The organism is Achromobacter sp. GbtcB20 (assembly GCF_019091095.1).
GTDB classification, from domain to species: Bacteria; Pseudomonadota; Gammaproteobacteria; order Burkholderiales; family Burkholderiaceae_B; genus Achromobacter; species Achromobacter mucicolens.
Genome location: NZ_JAGXJZ010000016.1, coordinates 96,822 through 120,265, shown reverse-complemented (window position 1 = coordinate 120,265; position 23,444 = coordinate 96,822). Strand labels below are relative to the sequence as shown.

Here is a 23,444-nt window from a genome sequence, read left to right as displayed (position 1 = left end):
GTGACCGACGGCGTCCCGCCGCCCGCGACTGACGCCGCCACGGAGTTGTACGCGCCATGAAGACCCGCATCGAAAAAGACACCTTTGGCCCCATCGAGGTGCCGCAAGACCATCTGTGGGGAGCCCAGACGCAGCGCTCGCTGCATTTCTTCGCGATCTCCACCGAAAAGATGCCGGAGCCGCTGGTCAATGCGATGGCGCGGCTAAAGCGTTCGGCGGCCAAGGTCAATGCCGACCTGGGTGAGCTGGACGCGCAGATCGCTGACGCGATCATGCGCGCCGCCGACGAAGTCATCGCTGGCAAATGGCCCAACGAATTCCCGCTGTCGGTCTGGCAGACCGGGTCGGGCACGCAGAGCAACATGAACATGAACGAGGTGCTTGCCAACCGCGCCTCGGAGCTCCTGGGCGGCGAGCGCGGCGAAGCGCGCAAGGTGCACCCGAACGATCACGTCAACCGCGGGCAGTCGTCCAATGACACGTTCCCGACCGCCATGCACGTGGCGGCCGCGGTCGAGGTCGAGCATCGCCTGCTGCCGTCGCTGAAGGCGCTGCGCGCCACGCTGGCGGAAAAGAGCGCCGCGTTCTACGACATCGTCAAGATCGGCCGCACCCACCTGCAGGACGCCACGCCGCTGACGCTGGGCCAGGAGCTTTCGGGCTACGTGGCCCAGCTTGATCTGGCCGAACAGCAGATCCGCGCCACGCTGCCGGGCCTGCACCAGCTGGCCATCGGCGGCACGGCGGTGGGCACGGGCCTGAACGCGCATCCGCAATTCAGCGCGAAGGTGTCGGCCGATCTGGCCCACGCCACGGGCACGGCGTTCGTCTCGGCGCCCAACAAATTCCAGGCGCTCGCCTCGCACGAAGCGCTGCTGTTTGCGCACGGCGCGCTGAAGTCGCTGGCGGCCGGCCTCATGAAGATCGCCAACGACGTGCGCTGGCTGTCGAGCGGTCCGCGGTCGGGCCTGGGCGAGATCAGCATCCCCGAGAACGAGCCGGGCAGCTCGATCATGCCGGGCAAGGTCAACCCGACGCAGTGCGAAGCCATCACGATGCTGGCCGCGCAGGTCCTGGGCAACGACGTGGCGATCAACATCGGCGGCGCCAGCGGCAACTTCGAGCTGAACGTCTACAAGCCGCTGGTGATCCACAATTTCCTGCAGTCGGTGCGCCTTTTGACGGACGGCATGGCCAGCTTCGACAAGCATTGCGCCGCGGGCATCGAGCCCAACCACGAGCGCATTGCCGAACTCGTGGACCGGTCGCTGATGCTGGTGACCGCGCTGAATCCGCACATTGGCTACGACAAGGCCGCGCAGATCGCCAAGAAGGCGCACAAGGAAGGCCTGTCGCTGAAGGAATCGGCGCTGGCGCTGGGTTATGTGACCGAAGCGCAGTTTGCCGAATGGGTCGTGCCGGGCTCGATGACGAACGCGCACAAGCCTTCTTGAACTGGCTTGCGCCACCCGCATGAGATGGCCGCCCTTGCCGGGGCGGCCATTTTTTTGGGGGGAAGGTCAGCCGCCGGCCAGCAGCAGCCACATCGGGATCGTGACGGCCGAGAACAAGGTGCCCAGCGAGATCAGCACGGCCACCATGCGGCCATCGCCGCCCATGCGCATCGCCAGCACGTAGGCCGCCGAGGCGGTGGGCAGCGCCGCGAAGAGCAGCAGCATGCGTGCTTCCAGCGGCGGCAGGCCGAGTAGATGCGCCACCAGCAGCGCGACCGCGGGCAACGCGACGAGCTTGACCCCCAGCATCCAGGCAATCAGCGATCCGTAGCCCTTGCCGCCTTCCCATGCCAGGCTGGCCCCCACGCAGAGGATGCCCAGCGCGATCGCCGCCGCGCCCAGCCGCGCCAGCACGGTGTCGACGGCGCCGGGCAGTTGCAGTCCCGCGAGATTGCAGGCCAGGCCCAGCAGCGTGGAGACCACGAGCGGATTGCGCGCCAGCTCGCGCAGCAGGTTGCCGCCGTTGTGCCGCGCCAGGCCGTACACGGCCGCGATGTTGGCCATGGGCACCGCAAAGCCGACGATCAGCGCCATGGCGGTCTGGCCCTGCGTGCCCGCCAGACTGGCCGACAAGGCCAGGCCGATGTAGGTGTTGAACCGGTAGCCGCATTGCGCTGACGAGGCCAGCCCGAGCGACGAGGGCCGCAGGACCAGGCCCGCCAGCCACGCCATCGCCACGCCCGCGGCCACGACCGCGGCAGAAGCCTGCAGCAGCAGCGCCGCGTTGCCCGCCGTGATGGGCGTGCGCACGATCGCCTGGAACAGCAAGGCGGGGAACAGCACGAAGTAGACGAGGCGTTCCGTTCCGGCGAAGAATTCGCGCGAGAAACCCAGCTTGTGACGTAGCGCCCAACCCAGCGCGACCAGCATGAAATCGGGGAAAACCAGGAGGGCAACAGACATGGGAGAAGAGGTTTTTGCCGAGCGCCGGGCGATGGCCGGCGCGCTATGCGGGTGTAAGCGTTTGCTGCTATTCTCCGACATTCTGGCGGGCGCTTGTGCCACAAGCAACTCATAAATGCAGCGCCGACACGCTGCGCACAAGCAATGCGCCCGCACCGTTATCTGCTGGTCCGTCTACAGGCGGACACAACACACAACGGGCCGTCTACAAACGGGCTCGCACTCTTGGAGGAAACACATCTATGAATAAGGTCCGCTCTCTGGCCGTGGCCATCGCCCTTGCTACCGGCGCAGCCGGCACGTTGGGCGCTTCGGTCGCACACGCCGCAGACAAGTACCCCAGCAAGGCCATCCGCGTGATCGTTCCGTTCGCGCCCGGCGGTTCCACCGACATCATTGCGCGTCTCGTGACGCAGCGCATGAGCCAGGAACTCGGCCAGCCCATGGTCGTTGAGAACAAGGGCGGCGCGGGCGGCGCCATCGGTGCGGCCGAAGCCGCGCGCGCGCCGGCCGACGGCTACACGCTGTCCATTGCCACCGTCTCCACGATGGCCGTGAACCCCGCTTGCCGTCCGAAGGACCTGCCGTACGATCCGATCAAGGACTTCCAGCCGGTCACCAACTTCGCCAACACCGCCAACGTCGTGGCCGTGAACCCCAAGTTCCCCGCCAAGGACTTCAAGGGCTTCATCGAAGAACTGAAGAAGAATCCGGGCAAGTACTCGTACGGCAGCTCGGGCACGTGCGGCGTGCTGCACCTGATGGGCGAATCCTTCAAGATGGCCACCGGCACCGACATCGTGCATGTGCCCTACAAGGGGTCGGGCCCGGCGCTGGCCGATGCCGTTGGCGGCCAGATCGAAATCCTGTTCGACAACCTGCCGTCGTCGATGCCGCAGATCCAGGCCGGCAAGCTGAACGCCATGGCCATCGCGTGGCCCGAGCAGATCGGCACGCTGAAGGGTGTTCCGACGTTCAAGGACGCGGGCTACCCGGTGCTGAACCAGCCCGTCTGGTATGGCCTCCTGGCGCCCAAGGACACGCCGATGGACGTCGTGAACAAGCTGCGTGACGCCGCCGTCGTCGCCCTGAAGGACCCGAAGGTCATCAAGGCGCTGGAAGAGCAGGGCTCGGCGCCGTCGGGCAACACGCCGGAAGAATTCGCCAAGGAAATCCAGGAACAGTTCAACTGGGCCCAGGACGTGGTGAAGAAGCAGAACATCAAGCTGGACTGATGTTTCGCGGGGCAGGCGGGTCTGCCCCGATCGATATTGCAGCGGGCGCCTTCGGGCGCCCGTTGTGCTTTGTGGCTATCAGACCCGCGCGTCCAGTCCTTCCAGCAGTGCGGCGCAGGCGGCGCGCAGGCGCTCGATCAGGTCGCGGTGCAGCGCGGAAAGCGGATCCTGGTTGCGCGTCATGATGCTGATCGGCACCCGCAGCGCGGGTTCCAGGCGGCGCAGGGTCATGCCGGGACGCAGCATGGCTTGCGCGGTGATGGCGTCGACGATGGCGTCGCCGCATCCCGCGTCCACCAGCGCGCACGCCACGTAATGCGTCTGCACCTGGATGGCGACCTGCGGCGCCAGGCCCTGGGCGTCCAGCGCCAATTGCAGCAATGCGCCGGAGGCGTCGCTGGCGTCCAGCACGATCAGCGTATCGCCTGCCGTGGGGGAACCCGACGCACTGGCGCCCAACGCCGCGGCGCCCGACGCACCGGCGCCCGACGCTTCTACGCCTCTCGCTTCCGACAGCTCCGACAATCGCAGCGGACCCTGCGCGGCGCGGCGGCTCAGGTGCACGAGCTCGGTGTGGCCCAGCCCCATGCGCGTGAGGCCGGGATAGTCGTTGGTGTCGAACGTGATGGCCAGATCCAGTTCGCGCGTCAGCAGCCCCTGCACCAGCTCGGCGCTGTGATGCGTGTGGATATCGAACGTGATGCCGGGCTGCGCGTCGCGGCTGTCGCGCACGACGCCGGGCAGCAGGCCAAGTCCCAGCGCGGGCGCGCAGCCCAGGCGCAGATGGCCATTGGGCCGGTCGCGCAGGTTGGACGCCAGCCGGCGCACGCTGCTCAGGTCCTGGCTCAGCCGCGCGATCTCGGGCGTGAGGATCTCTGCCTCGCGCGTGGCGACCAGCCGGCCCTTCACCCGGTCAAACAGCTTGAAGCCAAGCTGGCTTTCGGCATGCGCCAGCAGCTTGCTGGCGGCGGGCTGTGAAATGTGCAGCGCGGCGGCGGCTTCGGTCAGGGATCCGGTGCGGCGGATCGCTTCGAATATCTCGATGTGGCGCAGGCGCATGGCGCAAACGGGGGCTCTGGTGATCCGTAAACCGCGATTCTAAGCCGGAAGGCGCGCATGGGCAGCGGCGCAGACCTTTGACTATCATGGACGCCTGCCGGACGTCCGGCGATCACCGGAGCTTTCCATGCGCCTACGCCGCCACGCCGCCCTGCTGCTCGCCGCCGCCATCGCCGGCCTGCCGTTCGCATCCGCCAGCTGGGCGCGCACGCCCGCGGCGGAAGACCTGAATCCCGAAGCCGCCAGCGGCGTCCAGAAGCGCGAGCTCGTGCGCGCGCCGCATTTCATGATGGTGTCCGCCAACCCCCTTGCCAGCCGCGCGGGCGAAGCCATGCTGCGGCGCGGGGGCAGCGTGGTCGACGCGGCCATCGCCACGCAACTGGTGCTCAATCTGGTCGAGCCGCAGTCGTCGGGCATCGGCGGCGGCGCCTTCATGGTGTTGTATTCGGCGGCGGACGGACAGATCCGCACGTACGACAGCCGCGAGACCGCGCCCGCGGCGGCGCGGCCCGACCGCTTCCTGGATGCCGAGGGCAAACCGCTGCCCTTTGCACAGGCCGTCAACAACGGCATGTCGGTCGCCGTGCCCGGCCTCTTGCGCGGGCTGGAACTGGCGCACAAGGCGCAGGGCAAGCTGCCCTGGGCCGATCTGTTCCAGCCGGCCATCGAACTTGCGGAATCGGGCTTTGCGGTGTCGCCGCGCCTGCACGCGCTGCTGGCCGGCAACAAGGCGCTGCCGCAACAGGCCGCCGCCGCCGCGTACTTCTACGCGCCGGACGGCACGCCGTGGCCCGTGGGCCACGTGCTGAAGAATCCGGCGTTCGCGCGCACCCTGCGCGCCGTGGCCTCGCAGGGCGCCGACGCGTTCTACCAGGGCGACATCGCGCGCGACATCGTGGCGGCGGTGCAGGGCCACGAGAAGCCCGGCGACCTGGCCTTGAAGGATCTGGCGGACTATCGCGCCAAGACGCGCGATCCGGTGTGCGGCGCGTACCGCGGCTATCAGCTCTGCGGCATGGGGCCGCCCAGCAGCGGGCCCATCGCCGTGTTGCAGATGCTGGGCGAGCTGGAGCAATTCCCGCTAAGCCGGTATGCGCCCGGCACGGTGCAGGCCGTGCACTATTTCTCGGAAGCTGGCCGGCTGGCCTTTGGCGACCGCGATTTCTACGTGGCGGACCCCGACTTCGTGCGCGTGCCGGTGCGCGCCTTGCTGGACCCGGCTTACTTGCGCGCGCGCGGCGCTTTGATCCAGCCGGATCGCAGCATGAAGGTGGCGCTGCCCGGCGATCCCGAAGGCAAGCTGCTGTCGCTGGGCAAGGACAACGCACTGGAGCTGCCGTCCACCAGCCACCTGGTGGCGGTCGATGCGCAGGGCAACGCCCTGACCATGACGACCACGATCGAAAGTGAATTCGGCAGCAAGATCTTCGTGCGGGGCTTTCTGCTCAACAACGAGATGACCGATTTTTCGTCGTCGTTCAAGGACCCCGAAGGCCGGCTCGTGGCCAATCGCATCGAACCGGGCAAGCGGCCGCGCAGCTCGATGGCGCCGATGATGGTGCTCAAGGAGGGCAAGCCGTACCTGCTGGTGGGCTCGCCGGGCGGCAGCGCCATCATCAACTACGTCGCCAAGACGCTGGTGGGCGTGCTGGACTGGAATCTGGACATCCAGTCGGCGATCGACCTGCCCAACATGGGCAGCCGCAACAAGGAAACCGAACTGGAGAAGGGCACGGCGCTGGAAGCGCTGGCGCCAGAGCTTGAGCGCATGGGACACCCGGTGCGGATCACCGAGTTTCCCAGCGGCATCCACGGCATCGTCATTGACGCCAAGGGACTTGAAGGCGGCGCGGATCCGCGCCGCGAAGGGCTAGCGGTGGGCGGCTGAAGCGTGCCCGGACCGGCGCCGCGCAGCCGCGCGCCAGCGATCCGGGAGCCTGCGGCCCTTGCGGTATCACTCCAGCGACGACGGGTCCAGTTCCATCCTGGACTCGCGGCGCCGCGCCAGCCAGGTCACGAACCACATCACCACGCCCAGCAGCAGCAGCCAGCCGGCGACCTGGTACTGGATCACGTCACGGCCGGTCAGCGGGGTGACCAGGAACAGGCAGGCGGCGGCGCCCACCCACGGGACGAGGCGGTTGATGGAGAAGTGGCGATGCGCCACCTTGTCGCGCCGCAGGACCAGCACCGCGACGTTCACGAAGGCGAACACGCCCAGCAGCAGCAACGCGGTGGTGCCGCCCAGCGCGCGGATCGCCTGCGAGTCGGTCAGCGAGACCAGGATGATGAGGCCGAAGGCCAGCGCCGTCGTGAACAGGATGGCCGTCCACGGCGTCTGGTTCTTGCGGTGCACGTGCGCCAGGAAGGACGGCAGCACGCCCTGGCGCGACATGCCGTACAGCAGGCGGCTGGCCATCATCATGTTGATGAGCGCCGAGTTCGCCACGGCGAACATCGAGATGATCGGCATGATGTACTCCACCGGCAGATCCGGCGCGGCGCGCTTGACCACCAGCACCAGCGGCGTGCTGCTCTTGGCCAGTTCGCCCACCGGCACCAGCGCAACGGCGCAGATGGACACCAGCACATAGATGAGCGCCGTGATGCCCAGGCCGGTCAGCATGACCTTCGGGAAGATGCGGCTGGGATCGTGCGTTTCCTCGGCCATGTTGACCGAGTCCTCGAAGCCGACCATGGCGAAGAACGCGAGCGCGGTGGCCGAGGTCACCGCCAGGAACACGCTCTTGTCCTCGGGCGTATCGAACGCGACGACGCGCGAGAAATCCGCCTGGCCGCCGGAGATGGCGTAAAAGCCCAGCAGGATGACCATCAGCAGGCCCGACAGCTCGATCAGCGTGAGCACGACGTTGGCGCGCACGCTTTCAGTCGCGCCACGAAAATTGACCAGCATGACCAGCGTCATGAAGCCCAGTGCGCCAAGGGTGATCCAGTGCTTTTCGGCCTCGATGCCCATCGCCGCGAACAGGTTGGCGGCGAAGGCCTGCGAGGCGGTGGCGGCCGACGTCAGGCCGGAACACATGACGGTAAAGCAGACGATGAACGTCAGGAAATGCACGCCGAACGCCTTGTGGACGTAGAGCGCGGCGCCGGCGGCGCGCGGGTACTTGGTGACCAGTTCAAGGTAGGAAAGCGCGGTCAGCAGGGCCACCCCGAAGGCCACCAGGAACGGCAGCCAGGCCGCGCCGCCGACTTCGGCGGCCACTTGCCCGGTCAGCGCATACACGCCAGTGCCCAGGATGTCGCCAACAATGAATAGCAGCAGCAGTTTCGGGCCCATCACCCGTTTCAGCTGGCCGTGGTCTTGTGAGTCGTTCGTGGCCATAGTCTTTTATTTCCTCTTATGTGGCTCGGGAAAAGCGTGCGGGGAGCAACGCGAGATGCGGAAAAAAGTCTAAGGCGGCAGTCGGGCGGCCTGCTGAAACCAAATGTCTAAGTTGTTGCGCGCGGGGCGGCGGCTCGCTTGGGGAAAAAAAAGCCCGGCGGGCGCCGGGCGGGTCATCGATGCGGGATCAGTCCTGCCCAGATGGCGGCGCCAGGTCTGGCGGCAGCTTGCGCAGCGTGGCGGGCGTGCGCGACAGCTTGATGGGCGATCCCACGCCCTTGTAGTCGCCCTGTTCCAGCACCATGCCGCGGTGCAGGGTGTGCGGATGAGCCAACGCCTGGTCCACCGTCTGCACGGCGGCGGCGGGCACGCCCGCGCGCAGCAGCTGGTCCGCTAGCGTGGCCGCCTCATGGCGGGCCAGCAGGGCGGCAAGGTCATCGCGCAGTGCCTGGCGGTTGCGCAGGCGATCCGCGTTGGTGGCGTAGCGCGGGTCGTCGGACAGCGCGGGGGCGTCCAGCGTCCGGGTCAGCATTGCAAATTGGCGGTTGTTGCCGACGGCCAGGAAGATCGGGCCGCTTGCGGTGGGCAGCGTTTCGTAGGGGGCAATGTTGGGGTGCGCGTTGCCGCTGCGCTGCGGCACCTTGCCGCTGTAGAAGTAGTTCGGCGCATGCGGGTGCAGCAGCGACAGCGCGCAGTCGTACAGCGTGATGTCCAGGAATTGTCCCAGCCCGCTACGCGTGCGCTCGTTGAGCGCCAGCAGGATGGCCACCGCCGCGTTCAGGCCCGTCACCATGTCCACGACCGGCAGCCCCACCCGGGTTGCCTCGCCGTCCGCCTCGCCGTTCACGCTCATCAGGCCGCACATGGCCTGCGCGCAGGCGTCGTAACCCGGCAGGCCGCCCAGCGGGCCATCCGAGCCGAAGCCGCTGACGCGGCAATGGATGAGCGCGGGGAAGGCCTGCTTCAGGTCGTCGTAGCCCAGGCCCCACTTTTCCAGCGTGCCAGGCTTGAAGTTCTCGACCAGCACGTCGGCGTCGGCCAGCAGGTGGCGCAGCAGTTCCTGCCCGGCGGGCTGCGACAGGTCCAGCGTCATGCCGTCCTTGTTGCGGTTCACGCCGACGAAATACGAGGCGGTCTCGCCCAGGAAGGGCGGGCCCCAGCCGCGCGTCTCGTCGCCGCCGGGCGGCTCGATCTTCAGCACGTCGGCGCCGTGGTCGGCCAGGATCTGGGTGCAGTACGGGCCGCCCAGCACGCGTGACAGATCGATCACCTTGCAGCCCGCGAGGGCGCCGGCATTGGGTAGGGTTTGGGCCATGGCTATGCGTCGCGTCAGTCGATGGAAACGTTGGCGCTCTGGATCAGTTCGCGCCACTTGGGGACTTCGGTGGTGATGAAGCTGGACAGGCCCTGCGGCGTCTTGTCCTGCGCCTCGACGATGCCCTGCGTGCGCAGCGTCTGCGCGATCGTGGGATCGGCGAGGGCGGTCTTGAAGGCCTGGTTCAGCGTGTTCACCACATCGGCGGGCGTGTCCTTGGGGGCGACGATGCCGAAGAAGACGCTGACGTCATAGCCTTTCAAGCCTTGTTCGGACAGCGTGGGCAGGTCGGGCAGCGCATCCGAACGCTGGGCGCTGGCCAGCCCGATCGGGCGCAGCTTGCCCGCCTTGATGTAGGGCAGCGCGGTCAGGATGTCGGTGAACGACATCGACACCTGTCCGCCCAGCAGGTCGTTCAGCGCGGGTCCGGTGCCCTTGTACGGGATGTGCATGATCTTGGTGCCGGCCATGCGGTTGAACAGGATGCCGGCCAGGTGCGACGACGCGCCATTGCCGGACGAGGCGTAGCTCAGCTTGTCCGGGTTCTTCTGGGCGTAGGCGATCAGTTCCTGCAGGTTGTTGGCGGGCACCGACGGGTTCACCACCAGGATGTTGGGCAGGTGGCCGATGCGGATGATGGGCGCGAAGCTGGTCTCGGGGTTGTAGTTCTGCTTTTTGTACAGGCTGACGTTGATGGCCAGCGGGCCGGAGGTGCCGAACAGGATGGTGTAGCCGTCGGGCTTTGCCGAGGCGACATATTCGGAGCCGATGTTGCCGCCCGCGCCGCTGCGGTTTTCGACGATGACGTTCTGGTTGAGGGGCTCGCGCAGCTTTTCGGCCAGGCGGCGCGCCAGCGCGTCGGTGGGGCCGCCCGGCGGAAAGGGCACCACCAGCGTGACCGGCCGGGCCGTGGGGAAGGCGTCTGCCGCCGCGACGGGCGTGGCGGCGATGGCGGCGGCCGCCAGAAACAGGGGGGCAATATAGCGTTTCATGCGTGTCTCCAGTGGATGACGCGCCGGCTGTGCCGCCGGCGTCGGGTTACAGCAAAAGTCCTGACAGGGGCTACAGCGCGTAGTGCAGGATGGCCTGGCAGGCCGCGCTTTCGTCGGGCGGGATGGCGTAAGGGTCGCGCGGCGCCAGGCGGTGCAGCAGCACCTGGTCGGCCAGCCGCGCGCGGGTTTCCAATCCCGCGCCGGTGGCTTCCCACCGCAGCGCGGCCATGGATACGGCGTGATAAAGCAGCGACGCGGCCTGGCGGGCCAGCTGCGCATGGTCGCCCTGCGCGGCGTGTTCCGCCAGCGCATAGGTCTTTTCCAGGGCGCTGGCCTGCATGCTGGCCAGTTCGGGCGGGCAGGGCGCGCCATCCGCCAGCAGGCGGTCGATGTGGCTGCGCAGCGCCGGCAGGGAGTTTTCTTTCTTGATGGCGCGCAGCACGTCCAGCGCGACGATGTTGCTGGTGCCTTCCCAGATCGAGCCCAGATGCGCGTCGCGCACGAGGCGCGGCTCGGTCCATTCCTCGATGTAGCCGCAGCCGCCGCGCACTTCCATGGCGTCGCCCGTGACCTTGCGCGCGTCGCGGCACGCGCGGAACTTGATCAGCGGCGTCAGGATCCGGGCCAGCGCGGGGTCGGCCGCGCCCTGGTCGGCGTCGGCCAGCGCACGCGCCGTCTGGAACATGACGCTGCGCGCCTGTTCCGCCCACACGATCATTTTGACGAGCTGGCGCTGCATGAGCGGCATGTCGATGAGGCGCTTGCCGAACGCGCGGCGGTGCTGCGACACGTAGATGGCCTCGGTGACCGCGCGGCGCATCAGGCCCGCGGCGCGCATGCCGTTGGACAGGCGCGAGTTGTTGATCATGTCGGCCATGTGCTTGAAGCCGCGGCCGCGTTCACCGACCAGCCACGCGACGGCGCCCTCCAGGCGGATTTCGCCGCTGGCCATCGAACGCGTGCCCAGCTTGTCCTTCAGGCGCAGGATGCGGTAGTGGTTGTGCGTGCCGTCGGCCAGGTCGCGCGGCAGTAGAAAGAGCGACACGCCCTTCAGGCCCGCGTCCGGTTCGCTGCGCGCCAGCACCATCGCAAAACCCGCGTCAGGGTTCGAGCAGAACCACTTGTCGCCGTGGATGCGCCAGGTGCCGTCATCCTGCGGCTGGGCCGTGACCTCGGTGGCGCTGACGTCCGAGCCCGCGCCCTGTTCGGTCATGAACATGGCGCCTTGGCGCAGCGTGTCGAAATCCTGCGAAGTCACCTGCGGCAACACGCGCTCGACCAGCGCGGGATCGCCGAACTTGCGCAGGGTGCGCGCCAGCGAGTCGGTCATGCTGACGGGGCAGCACAAGCCGAATTCGGCCTGCACGAAAAGATGGCTGAGCGCGTACTTGGCCGCGGCGGGCATGGGCTCGGGCCAGCCCAGCACGCCGCCCCGGTGGGACAGCGCCGCCAGGCCGAATTCGCTGTAGGCCAGGCGTTCAAGTTCGACGTACGCGGGATGCTTGTCGATGCGGGATTCGTCCGTGCCGGCGCGGCTGCGCACCGATAGCGTGGGCGGGTGCTTGTCGGCGACCGACGCCAGTTCGTCCATGACGCCGCCGGCCAGTTCGCCCAGCCGGCTCAGATGCGGCAGCAGGTGCGCATGCAGCTCGGCGGGCAAGTAGCGGCGGCTCAGCGCCTCGGCGTAGGGGTCGGCATCGAACAGATTCAGCCCCCGGGAGTCCGGTACGGGCGTGACGGTGGCGGCAACAGGCAAGACAGGGGTATCCATGGCGGCATCCGGGTCGGGACGGGAGATGCCCTATGTTGCGGGGGTTGATTCATCTACTCAAATACTGTTTTGATGTAGATCAATCCAAAATAAATATAGATATGCCCAAAGGAGGGACGCATGGATCTTGAACCGCGTCTGCTGCGCTACTTCATCGCCGTGGCCGAAGAGCGCCATTTCAGCCGGGCGGCGGCGCGCCTGCATATTTCGCAGCCGCCGCTCAGCTACGCGATCCGCCAACTGGAAGAGAACATCGGCGCGCGCCTGCTGGCCCGCACCAGCCGGCACGTCGAGCTGACCGACGCCGGCCAGGCGCTGTACCACGAAGCGGTGATCCTGCTGCGCCAGGCCGAGGAGGTCCGCACGCTGGTGCGCCAGGTGGACGCGGGCCTGCGCGGCCGGCTGCGCATCGGCTTCGTGGGGTCCATGCTGTATCGCGGACTGCCCGCGCTCTTGAACGTCATGCGCAAGGAACTGCCCGACGTGGAACACGTGCTGACCGAACTGAACTCGAACGACCAGATCGAGGCGGTGCGTCGGGGCGAGCAGGACCTGGGCTTCATCCACGCCAACCCGGTGCCGGAAGGCGTGCAGGCGCGCGACCTGATGGCCGAGCCCTTCGTGGTGTGCCTGCCCGATGCGCATCCGCTGGCAGATCGCCAGACCCTGCGGCTGACGGAACTGGCGCGGGACGACTTCGTTTTCTTCGCGCGCGCGGCGTCGCCCAGCTATTACGAGACGGTATTGGCCATGTGCGTGTCGGCCGGCTTCATGCCGGCGATCCGGCACGAGGTGCGCCACTGGCTGAGCGTGGCCTCGCTGGTGTCGCAGGGCCTGGGGGTGTCGATCGTGCCGGCCTGCCTGTCGCGCAGCGGGCTGGCGGGCACGCGGTTCATCGCGTTCGAGCACGAGGCGCGCTCGATCAGCCAGGTGATCTGGCCGGATGCGGCGCGCTCGCCGTTGCAGGAGCGCGCGGTGGCGCTGGTGGCGCAGGCGTTTGCGCCGTTGCAACCCGCCCCTGCAAGAGCCTGAGGATCAGCGGAACACGACGGTCTTGTTGCGGTTCAGGAGGATGCGGTGTTCGACGTGGCTGCGCACCGCGCGCGAGAGCACCAGGGATTCGATGTCGCTGCCCACCTGGGTCAGGTCCTGCGCCGTCATCGTGTGGTCGACGCGTTCGATGTCCTGGTCGATGATCGGGCCTTCGTCCAGGTCCGACGTCACGTAGTGCGCCGTGGCGCCAATGATCTTCACGCCGCGCGCATGCGCCTGGTGGTAAGGGCGCGCGCCCTTGAAGCTGGGCAGGAAGCTGTGGTGAATGTTGATCGCGCGGCCGGTCAGGGCGCGGCACATGTCGGCCGACAGGATCTGCATGTAGCGGGCCAGCACGACCAGGTCGATGTTTGCCTCGTCGACGATCTTGAGCACCTGCTTTTCCTGCTCCAGCTTCGTGTCGGGCGTGACCGGCAGGTAGTGGAACGGAATGTTGTAGGTTGCCGCCAGGCTGGCGTAGTCGTTGTGGTTCGAGACGATGGCCGCCACTTCGGCATGCAGGTGGCCGCTGTGTACGCGGAACAGCAGGTCGTTCAGGCAGTGGCCCTGCTTGCTGACCATGATGAGCAGGCGCTCCTTGCGGCGCGCGTCGTGCAGCTTGAGCTCCATGCCGTAGTCGGCGGACATCGCGTCCAGGCGGGCGCGCAGGTCGTCGGCGGACGCGCTGACCGGCAGGTCGAAGTGCACGCGCAGGAAGAAGCGGCCCGTCTCTTCGTCGCCGAACTGCTGCGAATCCAGGATGTTGCAACCCAGTTCGAACAACAGGCCGCTGACGCGGTAGACGATGCCGGTGCGGTCGGGGCAGGACAGGGTCAGGATGTAGTCGTTGTGCTGCATGGCAGGAATGGCTGAATAAGAGAAAAGGGAAGCGGGCGGGGTCAGGCGGACAGGCGCGCCAGGGTTTCTTCCGCCAGGGCCAGGCTGGAGGTCAGCCCGGGGGATTCGATGCCGAACAGGTTCACCAGGCCGGGCACGCCGTGAACGGCGGGCCCCGCGATGACGAAGTCCGCGGCCGGTTCGTGCGGACCGGAGATCTTGGGGCGGATGCCCGTGTAGCCGGGCGCCAGCGCGCCGTCGGGCAGGGCGGGCCAATAGCTGCGCACGGCTTCGTAGAACACATCGGCGCGGGAGGGATCGAGGGTGTAGTCCTCGGTGTCCACCCATTCGGTGTCGGGGCCGAACTTGGCCTGGCCGCCCATGTCCAGCGTCAGGTGCACGCCCAACCCGGCATGCTGCGGCACCGGGTAGATCAGGCGCGAGAACGGCGCGCGGCCTGACAGCGTGAAATAGCTGCCCTTGCACAGGTAATCGGCGGGAATGCTGTCCGCCGGCACGCCCTCGATGCGGCGCGCCAGCGCGGGCGCCTGCAGGCCGGCCGAATTGATCAGGACGTTGCAGGTCAGGCTCATGGCGTCGTCGCCGCCGAATTGCAGCTCGAAGCCGCCTTCCGGCCGGACGCGGCCCGACGCGAGCGGCGTATGGAAGACGCACTGGGCGCCCGCGTTCTCGGCGTCGCCCTGGAACGACAGCATCAATGCGTGGCTGTCGACGATGCCGGTCGACGGCGACACCAGCGCGGCGGTGCACTGCAGCGCGGGCTCCAGGCGCATGGCTTCTTCGCCCGAAATGAATTGCAGGTCGTCCACGCCGTTGGCGCGGGCGCGCTGGGCAATGCCTTCAAGCTGGGTGGCCTGCTCGGGGCTGGTGGCCACGATGAGTTTGCCCAGCCGGCTGTGCGGCACGCCGCGTTCGGCGCAGTACGCGTACAGCAGATGCTTGCCGCGCACGCACAGGCGCGCCTTCAGGCTGCCGGCGGGGTAGTAGATGCCTGCGTGGAGGACCTCGGAGTTGCGCGAGCTGGTGCCGGTGCCGATGGCCTCGGTGGCTTCGGCGACCAGGACTTCGCGGCCCGATTGGGCCAGTGCCCGGGCGATGGCCAGGCCGACGACGCCGGCGCCGATGACGACGCAATCGACGTCGGCGCTCATGGCTTGGCCTTTTCTGCGCGGGTGCCGGCCGGCGTCAGATCGAACCCGCCGGCGTGAAAGACCAGCGGCGGTTCGCCGCTATGTCCGCAACGTTCGACTTCTCCGACCATGATGACGTGATCTCCCTCGACGTAGCGGCTGCGGTTGCGGCATTCGAACCAGGCGGCGCAGTGGCCGTCCAGCATCGGCGTGCCGCCCGGGGCATGGTGCACCTGCAGCCCGGCATAACGGTCCCGCGTCTTGCCCGTCGCGAAGCGGCGCGCCAGCGCGATCTGGTCGGCGCTCAATACGTTCACGACGTAGCGCTCGCACTGTTCGAAGGCGTCCAGCGACGACGAGCCCAGCGACAGGCTCCACAACACCAGCGGCGGATTCAGCGAGACCGAGTTGAACGAGCTGACGGTCAGGCCGATGGGGGCGCCGTCCAGGCCGGTGGTCGTCACGACCGTCACGCCGGTGGCGTAGCGGCCCAAGGCGGTGCGAAAGAAGACGGAGTCGAAATCAGGGGAGGAGGCGGACATGCAATAGACAGTTCGGTCGGGCGCAGGAGGCGCCCGGCGGATGGACGCCCCGCGTCGGGGCGTCCCGTATCAGGGAGACAGGCGTTCGATCTTCCAGCCCGCCCCGTCCGCCACGTAGCGCAGGCGGTCGTGCAGGCGGGACGGGCGGCCCTGCCAGAATTCAAAGGCCGTCGGCTTGAGGCGGTAGCCGCCCCAGTGGGGCGGACGCGGCGGCTGTTCGCCGAAACGCTCGCGGAATTCCTTTTCGCGGGCTTCCAGCTCTTCACGGGTGATGGGCTGGCTCTGGCGCGAAGCCCAGGCGCCGATGCGCGAGCCGGCCGGGCGGCTGTGATAGTAGGCGTCCGACTCTTCGGCCGCCACCTTTTCGACCACGCCCTCGATGCGGACCTGGCGTTCCAGCGGCTGCCAGAAGAACAGCAGGCTGGCGCGCGGCTCGGCCTGCAGGTCCAGGCCCTTGCGCGATTCGTAATTGGTGAAGAACGTGAAACCCTGCTCGTCAAACCCCTTGATGAGGACGATGCGGGCGCTGGGCTGGCCGCTGGCGTCCACCGTGGCCAGGGTCATGGCGTTGGGTTCGGGCACCTTGGCGGCCAGGGCCTCGTCGAACCAACGGGTGAATTGCTCGAACGGCGAGGAGGCTGCCTGGCTTTCCAGCAGCACATTCTTTTCGTAGCTTTGACGCAGATCAGAGACGGACATGGTCTTGGGGGTTCAGCGTTGATAACACGGAGTTTATACCGCCTCGGAGACCGGCCCCTCATTGACCCCGCGCAGGCCCCGGACAAGTTTGCCGCCTCCAGCCGCGGGGGCGCGTCACGGACCCTCGGGCAGCGGGTGGCCGTCCAGCTCCAGCCGGCGGGCAATGGCGTCGAGCCGGGCGTCGTGGATGCCGGCGGACCGCAAGGCCTGGGCCGTCTGCACCACGTAATCCGTGCAGGGACCGTAGCGTCCCGCCGCGCGGCGCACGATGGCCAGCAGTTCCGCCTCGGGCAGCGCCCGGATATAAGCGGGGTTGTCCCGGTTCATGATGAAGACCAGCGCCCGGACGACGCCTTCGTCCGTGGCGCAGTTGATCCAGCGGGGCAGATAGGCGCCGGTGGACATCTCGCGCTCCCAGAGGGCGGGAAAGTAATGGGGGACTTGTTCGCCGGCCAGGCGGTACACCACGCCCCGGCAGGAACCGCCGCGGTCCAGGCCGAAAACCAGTCCCGGGCACTCGGGCGTGCCTCGGTTCACCCGCGACCACAGGCAAAGCGCCCGGTGGTGGCCGCGCAGCGTGGCCAGGCGGCGTTCCATGAAATCGAAATCCGGCCGCCAGATAAGCGATCCGTACCCGAATACCCAAACGTCTTCCCCAGCCGGCCAGTGCCGCAGCGCGTCGTCGAGCGAGGCTTGCCGTTCCTCGGGCGTCCAGAGCCGGAAGGGCAGCGTGGCGCCGGAGAGGTCAGAGTGGGATGACTGCTTGTTCACGACTACGTATTCCGTTCAGACTCGTGCGGAGGGTTGCGGTTGGCCCAGCCCCCGGCCATCAGCGCCACGGAGTAGGCCCAGAAAAGCGGGGCAACGCCAATTACCGCACCCAGCGCCCCGAAGGTCAACGGCAGGGAGACCTGCGAACCGTTGATGAGCGCCATGCGCAGGCCCACCGCCTCGGCCGCGCGGCCGGGGGGCGAGTGCTGGTGCAGCAGGGCCAGCATGCTGGGCTGACAGCAGCCCAGGGCCAGGCCCAGGATGAAAGACAACACGATCAGGACGGTAACGTCGGTGAACAGCGGGTAAAGCATGAAGTCGATGGCCGCGGTCGCCATCGCTACGCGCACCAGCGTCCAGGACCGGACGCGGCGCTGGATAAGGGGCAGAATCAGGCGGATGACGAACGTTGCCGCCGCGAAGGAGGCAAGAATGAGGCCGATGGTGGTGGCGGACAACCCGATCGCCACGCCAAAAATCGGCACGACGAACAGGTGGGTGTCCCATGCGCCGGACAAAATCGTGTTGACCATGAGAATGCGGCGCAGCGCGGGCACGGCCAGCAATTCGGTCACGCGGCGGCGCTGGGCCTCGCGCACGCCGGTGATGGCCGCATCCACGGCCTTCAATTGATGACGCAGGCTGTACAGGCCGACCGCCGACAGCAGCGGGCCGACCGCCAGAAGGCCGAATGCCGTCCGCGTGCCCAGGTGGTCAATTGCCAGCCCGGCAATCAGCGGACCGGAGAAGCCTGACCCGGCCAGCGCCAGTGACATGAAGGAGAAGTTGCGCAGCCGCTGCTCGGGCTCGGCGTGCCCCAGCAGATCCTGCGTGGCCACCTGGTGCAGCATGAAGCCGATCCCGATGGCGCAGGACGCCACCAGCAGCGCGGACTGGGTTTGCGAGATAGAGGGCAGTAGCGTGCCGAAGGCGACCAAAGTGGTGCCGATGACGAGCGGACGCACGATGCCGACGCGGTCCACCCAGCGTCCCGCCCGCACCGAGAACAGCATCGGCAGCACGGCAAACACGGCGACCAGCGTGCCGACCGTGAACGTGGACAGCCCCATCTGCAGCGCCGTCAGGGAAACGGTGATCCGTCCCCCGGTCAGCGCCACATGATTCATCATTGCCAGCAGGCACAAAAGCACCGCCCCGGAAAATTCCGGGGAACTGGATGGCGAGGAGGGGGATCTGTTGGAGGTAGACACGGCTTAACTGCATTCATTCTGTTCGTAACATCCGTCTATGTCGAGGCGACGCTTTTTTGCGCTGCGTCATCGGGTGACTAGTCACTCTGCGGAGTTAACAGGCTCTAGCGGACAAGTCCCGCGCTTATTCGGCAAGATGACGGCACGTTCACGGCAGGTGCGGTAAAACGGTTCCGCAACCTCCCGGGGATCGTTGTATCGTTCACGCAACGGAACCCTCCGCGCGGTGCAGTCCGTCTCTGGTTTTCACCGCTTTTTTGCCGCATTACGGCGCCGCAGATGGCGCCCGCCGTTCCCATCGTCCAGGTTCAATGAAAAAGTCCCGCAGCAAGTTCACGCGCTACGCCCTGATAGCCGCCATCCTCCTGCTTCTCGTTATTGGCGCGCGCGCAGCGTTCTTCTCGGCCCCGCCGCCGCCCACGTTCGCCGTGGCGGAAGTGTCGCGCGCGGACCTGGAGGACAGCGTGCTGGCCAGCGGCACCATCGATGCCATCGAGCGGGTCAGCGTGGGCGCGCAGGCAACCGGCCAGTTGAAGTCCCTGAAGGTGGAACTGGGCGACCGGGTCAAGAAGGGCCAACTGGTGGCCGAGATCGACGACCTGACCCAGCAGAACGAGCTGCGCAACGCCGAAGCTGCGCTGCAGACCCGGCGCGCCGAACGGGCCGCCAAGGTGGCCACGCTGAAACAGGCGGAGCTGGCGTTCAAGCGACAGCGCCAGATGCTGGCGGCCGACGCCAGTTCGCGCGAGGCCTACGAAACGGCCGAGGCCACGCTGGCCGTGACCCGCGCCGAGATCGCCTCGCTGGACGCGCAGATCGCCCAGGCCGAGATCCAGGTCGACACCGCCCAGGTCAACCTGGGCTACACGCGGATCGTCTCGCCGATCGACGGCATGGTGGTGGCGGTGGTCACCAAGGAAGGCCAGACCGTCAACTCGATCCAGAGCGCGCCCACCATCATCAAGGTGGCGCAGGTGGACACCATGACCATCAAGGCGCAGATCTCCGAGGCGGACGTGACGCGGGTCAAGCCGGGCCTGCCGGTCTACTTCACCATTCTCGGCGAACCCGACGAGCGCTACCGCGCCACGCTGCGCGCGGTGGAACCGGCCCCGGATTCCATCCAGAAGGAAGATGCGGCGTCTTCGTTGACCTCCTCCTCCAGCACCTCCACCAGCGCCGCGGTCTATTACAACGGCCTGTTCGACGTGCCCAATCCCGACGAGAAGCTGCGCATCTCGATGACGGCGCAGGTCTTCATTGTGCTGGGTGAGGCGAAGGACGCCGTGGTGGTGCCCGCCTCGGCGCTGGGCAAGCGCGGCAAGGACGGGCGCTATGAGGTGCGCGTGGTGCTGGACGGCAACAAGACCGAGACGCGGCAAGTGCGCATCGGCATGAACAACAACGTGCAGGCGCAGGTGCTGGAAGGCCTGGAGGTGGGCGAACGCGTCGTGTCGGCGGATTCCTCGCCGACCGTCGCCAAGCCGGGAGCCTGACATGGGCGGCCCGCTCATTTCCCTGTCTGGCGTGCGCCGCGAGTTTCCCGCGGGCGACCAGACGATTGCGGTCCTGAAGGACGTCAACCTGTCGATCGAGGCGGGCGAGATGGTCGCCATCGTGGGGGCGTCCGGCTCGGGCAAGTCCACGCTGATGAACATTCTGGGCTGCCTGGACCGGCCTACGCGCGGCGACTACAAGGTCGACGGCCGCAGCACCGGCGAACTGGACCCCGACGAACTGGCCGAACTGCGCCGTGAGCACTTCGGATTCATTTTCCAGCGTTACCACCTGCTGGCGGACCTGAGCGCGCAGGGCAACGTGGAGGTGCCGGCCGTCTACGCGGGCAAGCGCCGCGAGGCGCGGCTGGAACGCGCCTCGGCGCTGCTGGCGCGGCTGGGGCTGGCCGATCGCACTGGCCATCGGCCAGGCCAGCTGTCGGGCGGCCAGCAGCAGCGCGTGAGTATCGCGCGGGCGCTGATGAACGGCGGCGACATCATCCTGGCCGACGAGCCCACTGGCGCGCTGGACACGCATACCGGCCAGGAAGTGCTGCGCATCCTGGAGGAACTGAACGCGGCGGGGCACACGATCATCATCGTCACGCACGATATGAACGTGGCGCGCCACGCCCAGCGCATCATCGAGATCAGCGACGGGGAGATCGTCGCGGACAAGCGCAACCCCGACGCGCCGCGCCATCAGATGGCGCGTGACGAGACCCCGGACATGGCCCAGCGCCCGGCGTGGCAGGCCTATCTGGACCGCTGCGGCGAGGCGCTGCGCATGGCCTTGCTGGCCATGAACGCGCACCGCCTGCGCACGTCGCTGACGATGCTGGGCATCATCATCGGCATCGCCGCCGTGGTGTCGGTGGTGGCGCTGGGCGAGGGCTCGCGGCGCAAGATCCTGGAAGACATCAGCGCGATCGGCACGAATACGGTCGAGGTTTTCCCGGGCAAGGACTTCGGCGATGAAAAGGCGGTGAACATCCGCACGCTGGTGCCGGCCGATGCCGACGCGCTGGCGCGCGAGTCGTATGTGGACAGCGTGACGCCGGAAGTGGGCACGAGCAATACGCTGCGCTACCGCAATGTATCGGTGAACGGTTCGATCCAGGGCGTGGGCGAACAGTACTTCCGCGTACGCGCGATCAAGCTGGCTGAAGGAAAGTTCTTCGATGAGACCAGCGTGGCGCGCCGGGCGCAGGAGGTGGTGATCGACGAGGGCACGCGGCGCGCGCTGTTCGGGTCGCACACCGAGCCGATCGGGCAGGTGATCTTTTTGGGATCGATGCCGGCGCGGGTGATCGGGGTGACGCAAAAGAAGGACACGGTGTTCGGGAACAATGATTCGCTGAACGTGTGGATCCCGTACACGACGGCGCTGTCGCGGGTGCTGGGGCAGCAGCACCTGAAGAGCATCACGGTGCGCGTGAACGACGCGACGCCGCCGGCGGCGGCCGAGCAGGCCATCGTGCGGGTGTTGACGCGCCGGCACGTGGTGAAGGATTTTTTCGTGTTCAACACGGACGCGGTGCGCAAGACGATCGAACGCACGACGGCGACGATGACGCTGCTGGTTTCGCTGATTGCGCTGATTTCGCTGATGGTGGGCGGTATCGGGGTGATGAACATCATGCTGGTGTCGGTCACCGAGCGCACGCGCGAGATCGGGGTGCGCATGGCGGTGGGCGCGCGGCGCAGCGACATCATGCAGCAGTTCCTGATCGAGGCGGTGCTGGTGTGCCTGATCGGCGGCGCGGTCGGCATCCTGTTGTCGCTGGGATTGGGCGTGCTGGTCAGCAAGGCCACGGGCGGCTCGTTCCAGATGATCTATTCCACGGCATCGATGGTGGCGGCATTCACGTGCTCGACGCTGATCGGTGTGATTTTTGGCTATCTGCCGGCGCGCAATGCGGCGCGCCTGGATCCCGTCGAGGCGTTGGCCCGGGAATGAGGAAGATGAGAGCAGTTTCTTTTTTGGGCAAACCGCTGGGCGTGGCGCTGCTGCTGGCGCTGGGTGGCTGCGGCAGCCTGCTGCGCACTGATTACGAGCCGCCGGCCGCCAGCGTGCCGGCGTCCTGGACCCACGCGCGCCCGGCTTCCGATGCCGGCGCAGCGGCGTGGCTGGCGGAGGGCGGGGCCTGGTGGCGCAATTTCGACGATCCGGTGCTCAATGGGCTGGTGGAGGCGGCGCTTGCGCGCAACAACGATCTGGCGGCGGCGGCGATTCGCGTGCGCCGGGCGCAGTATCAGGCGGGATTGGCGGACGACCAGCTGATGCCGCAGTTCGGTGGCGACGCAAACGTGTCGCGGATGCGCAATCTGTATGGCGACCGCACGATCACGCGAGCCAATTCGGCCGAGCTGACGGTGAGCTATCAGGTCGATCTGTGGGGCAAGCTGGCGCGCCAGCGCGACGCGGCGCAGTGGGAGGCGCTGGCGACGGAACAGGACCGCCAGAGCGCGGCCCTGTCGCTGGTGGGCACGACGGCGACGCTGTATTGGCAGACGGCATTCATCAATCAGCGCATCGCGAGCAGCGAGGAGAGCATCGCCTACGCGCGCCGCACGCAGGATCTGGTGCGGGCGCAGTACGCGGCGGGCGGGGCGTCGGCCCTGGAGCTTGCCGAGGCGGAGCAGACAGTGGCAAGCCAGCAGGCGGCGCATGCGCTGCTGGTGCAGCAGCGGGTGGAATACATCAATGCGCTGACGATTCTTTTCGATGGCCCGCCGGATCGCATCACGGCGGATCCGGCGCGGCTGCCGTCCAGCGCATTGCCCGAGGCGCGGGCGGGTGTGCCGGCGGAGTTGCTGGGGCGCCGTCCGGACTTGCGCGCGGCGGAGTTGCGGCTGCGGGAGTCGCTGGCGAACGTGGATGCGACACGGGCAAGCTTTTATCCGCCGGTGACGTTGACGGGGGCGCTGGGCACTTCGAGCCCGACGTTGTCGGATGTGCTGAAGAATCCGATCGGGACGCTGGGCGCGGGGTTGACGCTGCCATTCTTGCAGTGGAATCAGATGCAGCTGAACATCAAGATCTCGAAGACGGATTACGAGGAACGGGTGGTGACGTTCCGGCAGGCGCTGTATCAGGCGATGGCGGATGTGGAAAACGCGTTGTCGAATCGCACGCAGTTGTCGGTGCGGGCGCAGCAGCTGGATCTGTCTTTGCGGGCGGCTCGGGAGGCTGAGCGGCTGTACGAAGTACGGTACCGGGCGGGGGCGGTGCCGCTGCGGGATTGGCTGGATGCGCAGGAAAAGCGCCGGGTGGCTGAGGTGGCGCGGGACGAGAATATGCTGAACCGGTTGGTGAATCAGGTGACGGTTTATCAGGCGTTGGGGGGGGATGATGTGGTGGCTGTTGACGGGGATGGGCTGCGGGGGTGAGGTTTGCAGCAGTCCGGCGCGGCGGTTTGCGTCGGAAGGCGGTGGCGGGCATCGATCTTGGTTCTTTTGACGCCCGGCGCGTCGGCGGCCTGGGGCGCGCGGGGCTACGATTGCGGTCCGGAGCCTTCGCTCCGGACTGCCCCTTCGTAATCTTCGTCAGCGCCTTCGGCGCTTCCT

At 67.5% G+C, this 23,444-nt stretch carries 19 protein-coding genes; 7 read left to right on the top strand and 12 right to left on the bottom strand.

Translation table 11 applies throughout. From position 1 onward, the window contains the following. The first annotated feature begins 56 nt into the window (after positions 1-56). Positions 57-1,454 (top strand): class II fumarate hydratase, encoded by a 1,398-nt coding sequence (gene fumC / locus KVT32_RS20000; protein WP_056321003.1) that lies wholly within the window; start codon positions 57-59, stop codon positions 1,452-1,454. A gap of 66 nt (positions 1,455-1,520) precedes the next feature. Here the strand turns inward: fumC and KVT32_RS19995 are convergent, their stop codons facing one another. After that, positions 1,521-2,498, bottom strand: coding sequence for an AEC family transporter (locus tag KVT32_RS19995; protein ID WP_371825605.1), 978 nt, complete (start codon positions 2,496-2,498; stop codon positions 1,521-1,523). Between the two features lie 161 nt (positions 2,499-2,659). Here KVT32_RS19995 and KVT32_RS19990 point away from each other — a divergent pair, with 161 nt between their 5' ends. Beyond that, the gene (locus KVT32_RS19990; RefSeq protein WP_152383515.1) at positions 2,660-3,652 is read left to right on the top strand and encodes a tripartite tricarboxylate transporter substrate binding protein BugE; all 993 of its coding nucleotides are present in this window, start codon (positions 2,660-2,662) and stop codon (positions 3,650-3,652) included. 78 nt (positions 3,653-3,730) lie between these two features. Here the strand turns inward: KVT32_RS19990 and KVT32_RS19985 are convergent, their stop codons facing one another. Beyond that, positions 3,731-4,711, bottom strand: coding sequence for a LysR family transcriptional regulator (locus tag KVT32_RS19985; RefSeq protein WP_175156655.1), 981 nt, complete (start codon positions 4,709-4,711; stop codon positions 3,731-3,733). A gap of 127 nt (positions 4,712-4,838) precedes the next feature. On the opposite strand from KVT32_RS19985, the gene ggt reads away from it, so the two are divergent. Then, positions 4,839-6,599 carry a gamma-glutamyltransferase gene (ggt, locus tag KVT32_RS19980; RefSeq protein WP_217618770.1) on the top strand — a complete coding sequence of 587 codons (1,761 nt, stop codon included), beginning with the start codon at positions 4,839-4,841 and terminating at the stop codon, positions 6,597-6,599. A 66-nt stretch (positions 6,600-6,665) separates the two neighbouring features. Here ggt and KVT32_RS19975 read toward each other — a convergent pair whose 3' ends face one another. The 4 genes from KVT32_RS19975 to KVT32_RS19960 all read right to left on the bottom strand — a co-directional run bounded on the left by KVT32_RS19975 (position 6,666) and on the right by KVT32_RS19960 (position 12,135). Beyond that, entirely contained in the window at positions 6,666-8,057 is a 1,392-nt protein-coding gene (locus KVT32_RS19975) for an APC family permease (protein WP_152383518.1), read from the bottom strand. A 187-nt stretch (positions 8,058-8,244) separates the two neighbouring features. Continuing rightward, positions 8,245-9,372: a CaiB/BaiF CoA-transferase family protein gene (locus KVT32_RS19970; RefSeq protein ID WP_175156653.1), complete on the bottom strand. Its 1,128-nt coding sequence runs from the start codon at positions 9,370-9,372 to the stop codon at positions 8,245-8,247. 14 nt (positions 9,373-9,386) lie between these two features. Next, a complete protein-coding gene (locus KVT32_RS19965) occupies positions 9,387-10,364 on the bottom strand; it encodes a tripartite tricarboxylate transporter substrate binding protein (protein WP_217618769.1) in 978 nt (325 codons plus the stop codon). A gap of 70 nt (positions 10,365-10,434) precedes the next feature. After that, on the bottom strand, positions 10,435-12,135 hold the full coding sequence (locus tag KVT32_RS19960) for an acyl-CoA dehydrogenase family protein (RefSeq protein WP_217618768.1): 1,701 nt from the start codon (positions 12,133-12,135) through the stop codon (positions 10,435-10,437). Positions 12,136-12,255: 120 nt separating this feature from the next. On the opposite strand from KVT32_RS19960, the gene KVT32_RS19955 reads away from it, so the two are divergent. Further along, positions 12,256-13,167 (top strand): LysR family transcriptional regulator, encoded by a 912-nt coding sequence (locus tag KVT32_RS19955; protein ID WP_056321030.1) that lies wholly within the window; start codon positions 12,256-12,258, stop codon positions 13,165-13,167. 3 nt (positions 13,168-13,170) lie between these two features. On the opposite strand, the gene purU is transcribed toward KVT32_RS19955, so the two are convergent. From purU to KVT32_RS19925, 6 genes are all read right to left on the bottom strand, one after another. Further along, entirely contained in the window at positions 13,171-14,025 is an 855-nt protein-coding gene (gene purU / locus KVT32_RS19950; protein WP_056321032.1) for a formyltetrahydrofolate deformylase, read from the bottom strand. Between the two features lie 41 nt (positions 14,026-14,066). After that, the gene (locus KVT32_RS19945) at positions 14,067-15,176 is read right to left on the bottom strand and encodes an NAD(P)/FAD-dependent oxidoreductase (protein WP_217618767.1); all 1,110 of its coding nucleotides are present in this window, start codon (positions 15,174-15,176) and stop codon (positions 14,067-14,069) included. Beyond that, positions 15,173-15,697 carry a flavin reductase family protein gene (locus tag KVT32_RS19940; protein ID WP_056321038.1) on the bottom strand — a complete coding sequence of 175 codons (525 nt, stop codon included), beginning with the start codon at positions 15,695-15,697 and terminating at the stop codon, positions 15,173-15,175. Before KVT32_RS19940 ends, KVT32_RS19945 begins: the two co-directional genes overlap by 4 nt. Before the next feature lie 69 nt (positions 15,698-15,766). Further along, positions 15,767-16,396, bottom strand: coding sequence for a pyridoxamine 5'-phosphate oxidase (pdxH, locus tag KVT32_RS19935; protein ID WP_056321041.1), 630 nt, complete (start codon positions 16,394-16,396; stop codon positions 15,767-15,769). Between the two features lie 114 nt (positions 16,397-16,510). Then, positions 16,511-17,167, bottom strand: a complete 657-nt coding sequence (locus KVT32_RS19930; RefSeq protein ID WP_108005390.1) for a gamma-glutamylcyclotransferase — start codon at positions 17,165-17,167, stop codon at positions 16,511-16,513. A 2-nt stretch (positions 17,168-17,169) separates the two neighbouring features. Further along, positions 17,170-18,378: an MFS transporter gene (locus KVT32_RS19925; protein ID WP_128830020.1), complete on the bottom strand. Its 1,209-nt coding sequence runs from the start codon at positions 18,376-18,378 to the stop codon at positions 17,170-17,172. A gap of 311 nt (positions 18,379-18,689) precedes the next feature. Between KVT32_RS19925 and KVT32_RS19920 the strand changes: the two genes are divergently transcribed. Genes KVT32_RS19920 through KVT32_RS19910 form a run of 3 tightly spaced genes read left to right on the top strand, consistent with a single transcriptional unit; the run spans position 18,690 to position 23,267 of the window. Beyond that, positions 18,690-19,874 (top strand): efflux RND transporter periplasmic adaptor subunit, encoded by a 1,185-nt coding sequence (locus tag KVT32_RS19920; protein ID WP_217618766.1) that lies wholly within the window; start codon positions 18,690-18,692, stop codon positions 19,872-19,874. Between the two features lies 1 nt (position 19,875). Further along, positions 19,876-21,834, top strand: coding sequence for a MacB family efflux pump subunit (locus KVT32_RS19915; protein ID WP_175156648.1), 1,959 nt, complete (start codon positions 19,876-19,878; stop codon positions 21,832-21,834). Positions 21,835-21,839: 5 nt separating this feature from the next. Beyond that, positions 21,840-23,267 (top strand): efflux transporter outer membrane subunit, encoded by a 1,428-nt coding sequence (locus tag KVT32_RS19910; RefSeq protein WP_217618778.1) that lies wholly within the window; start codon positions 21,840-21,842, stop codon positions 23,265-23,267. The last annotated feature ends 177 nt before the right edge of the window (positions 23,268-23,444 follow it).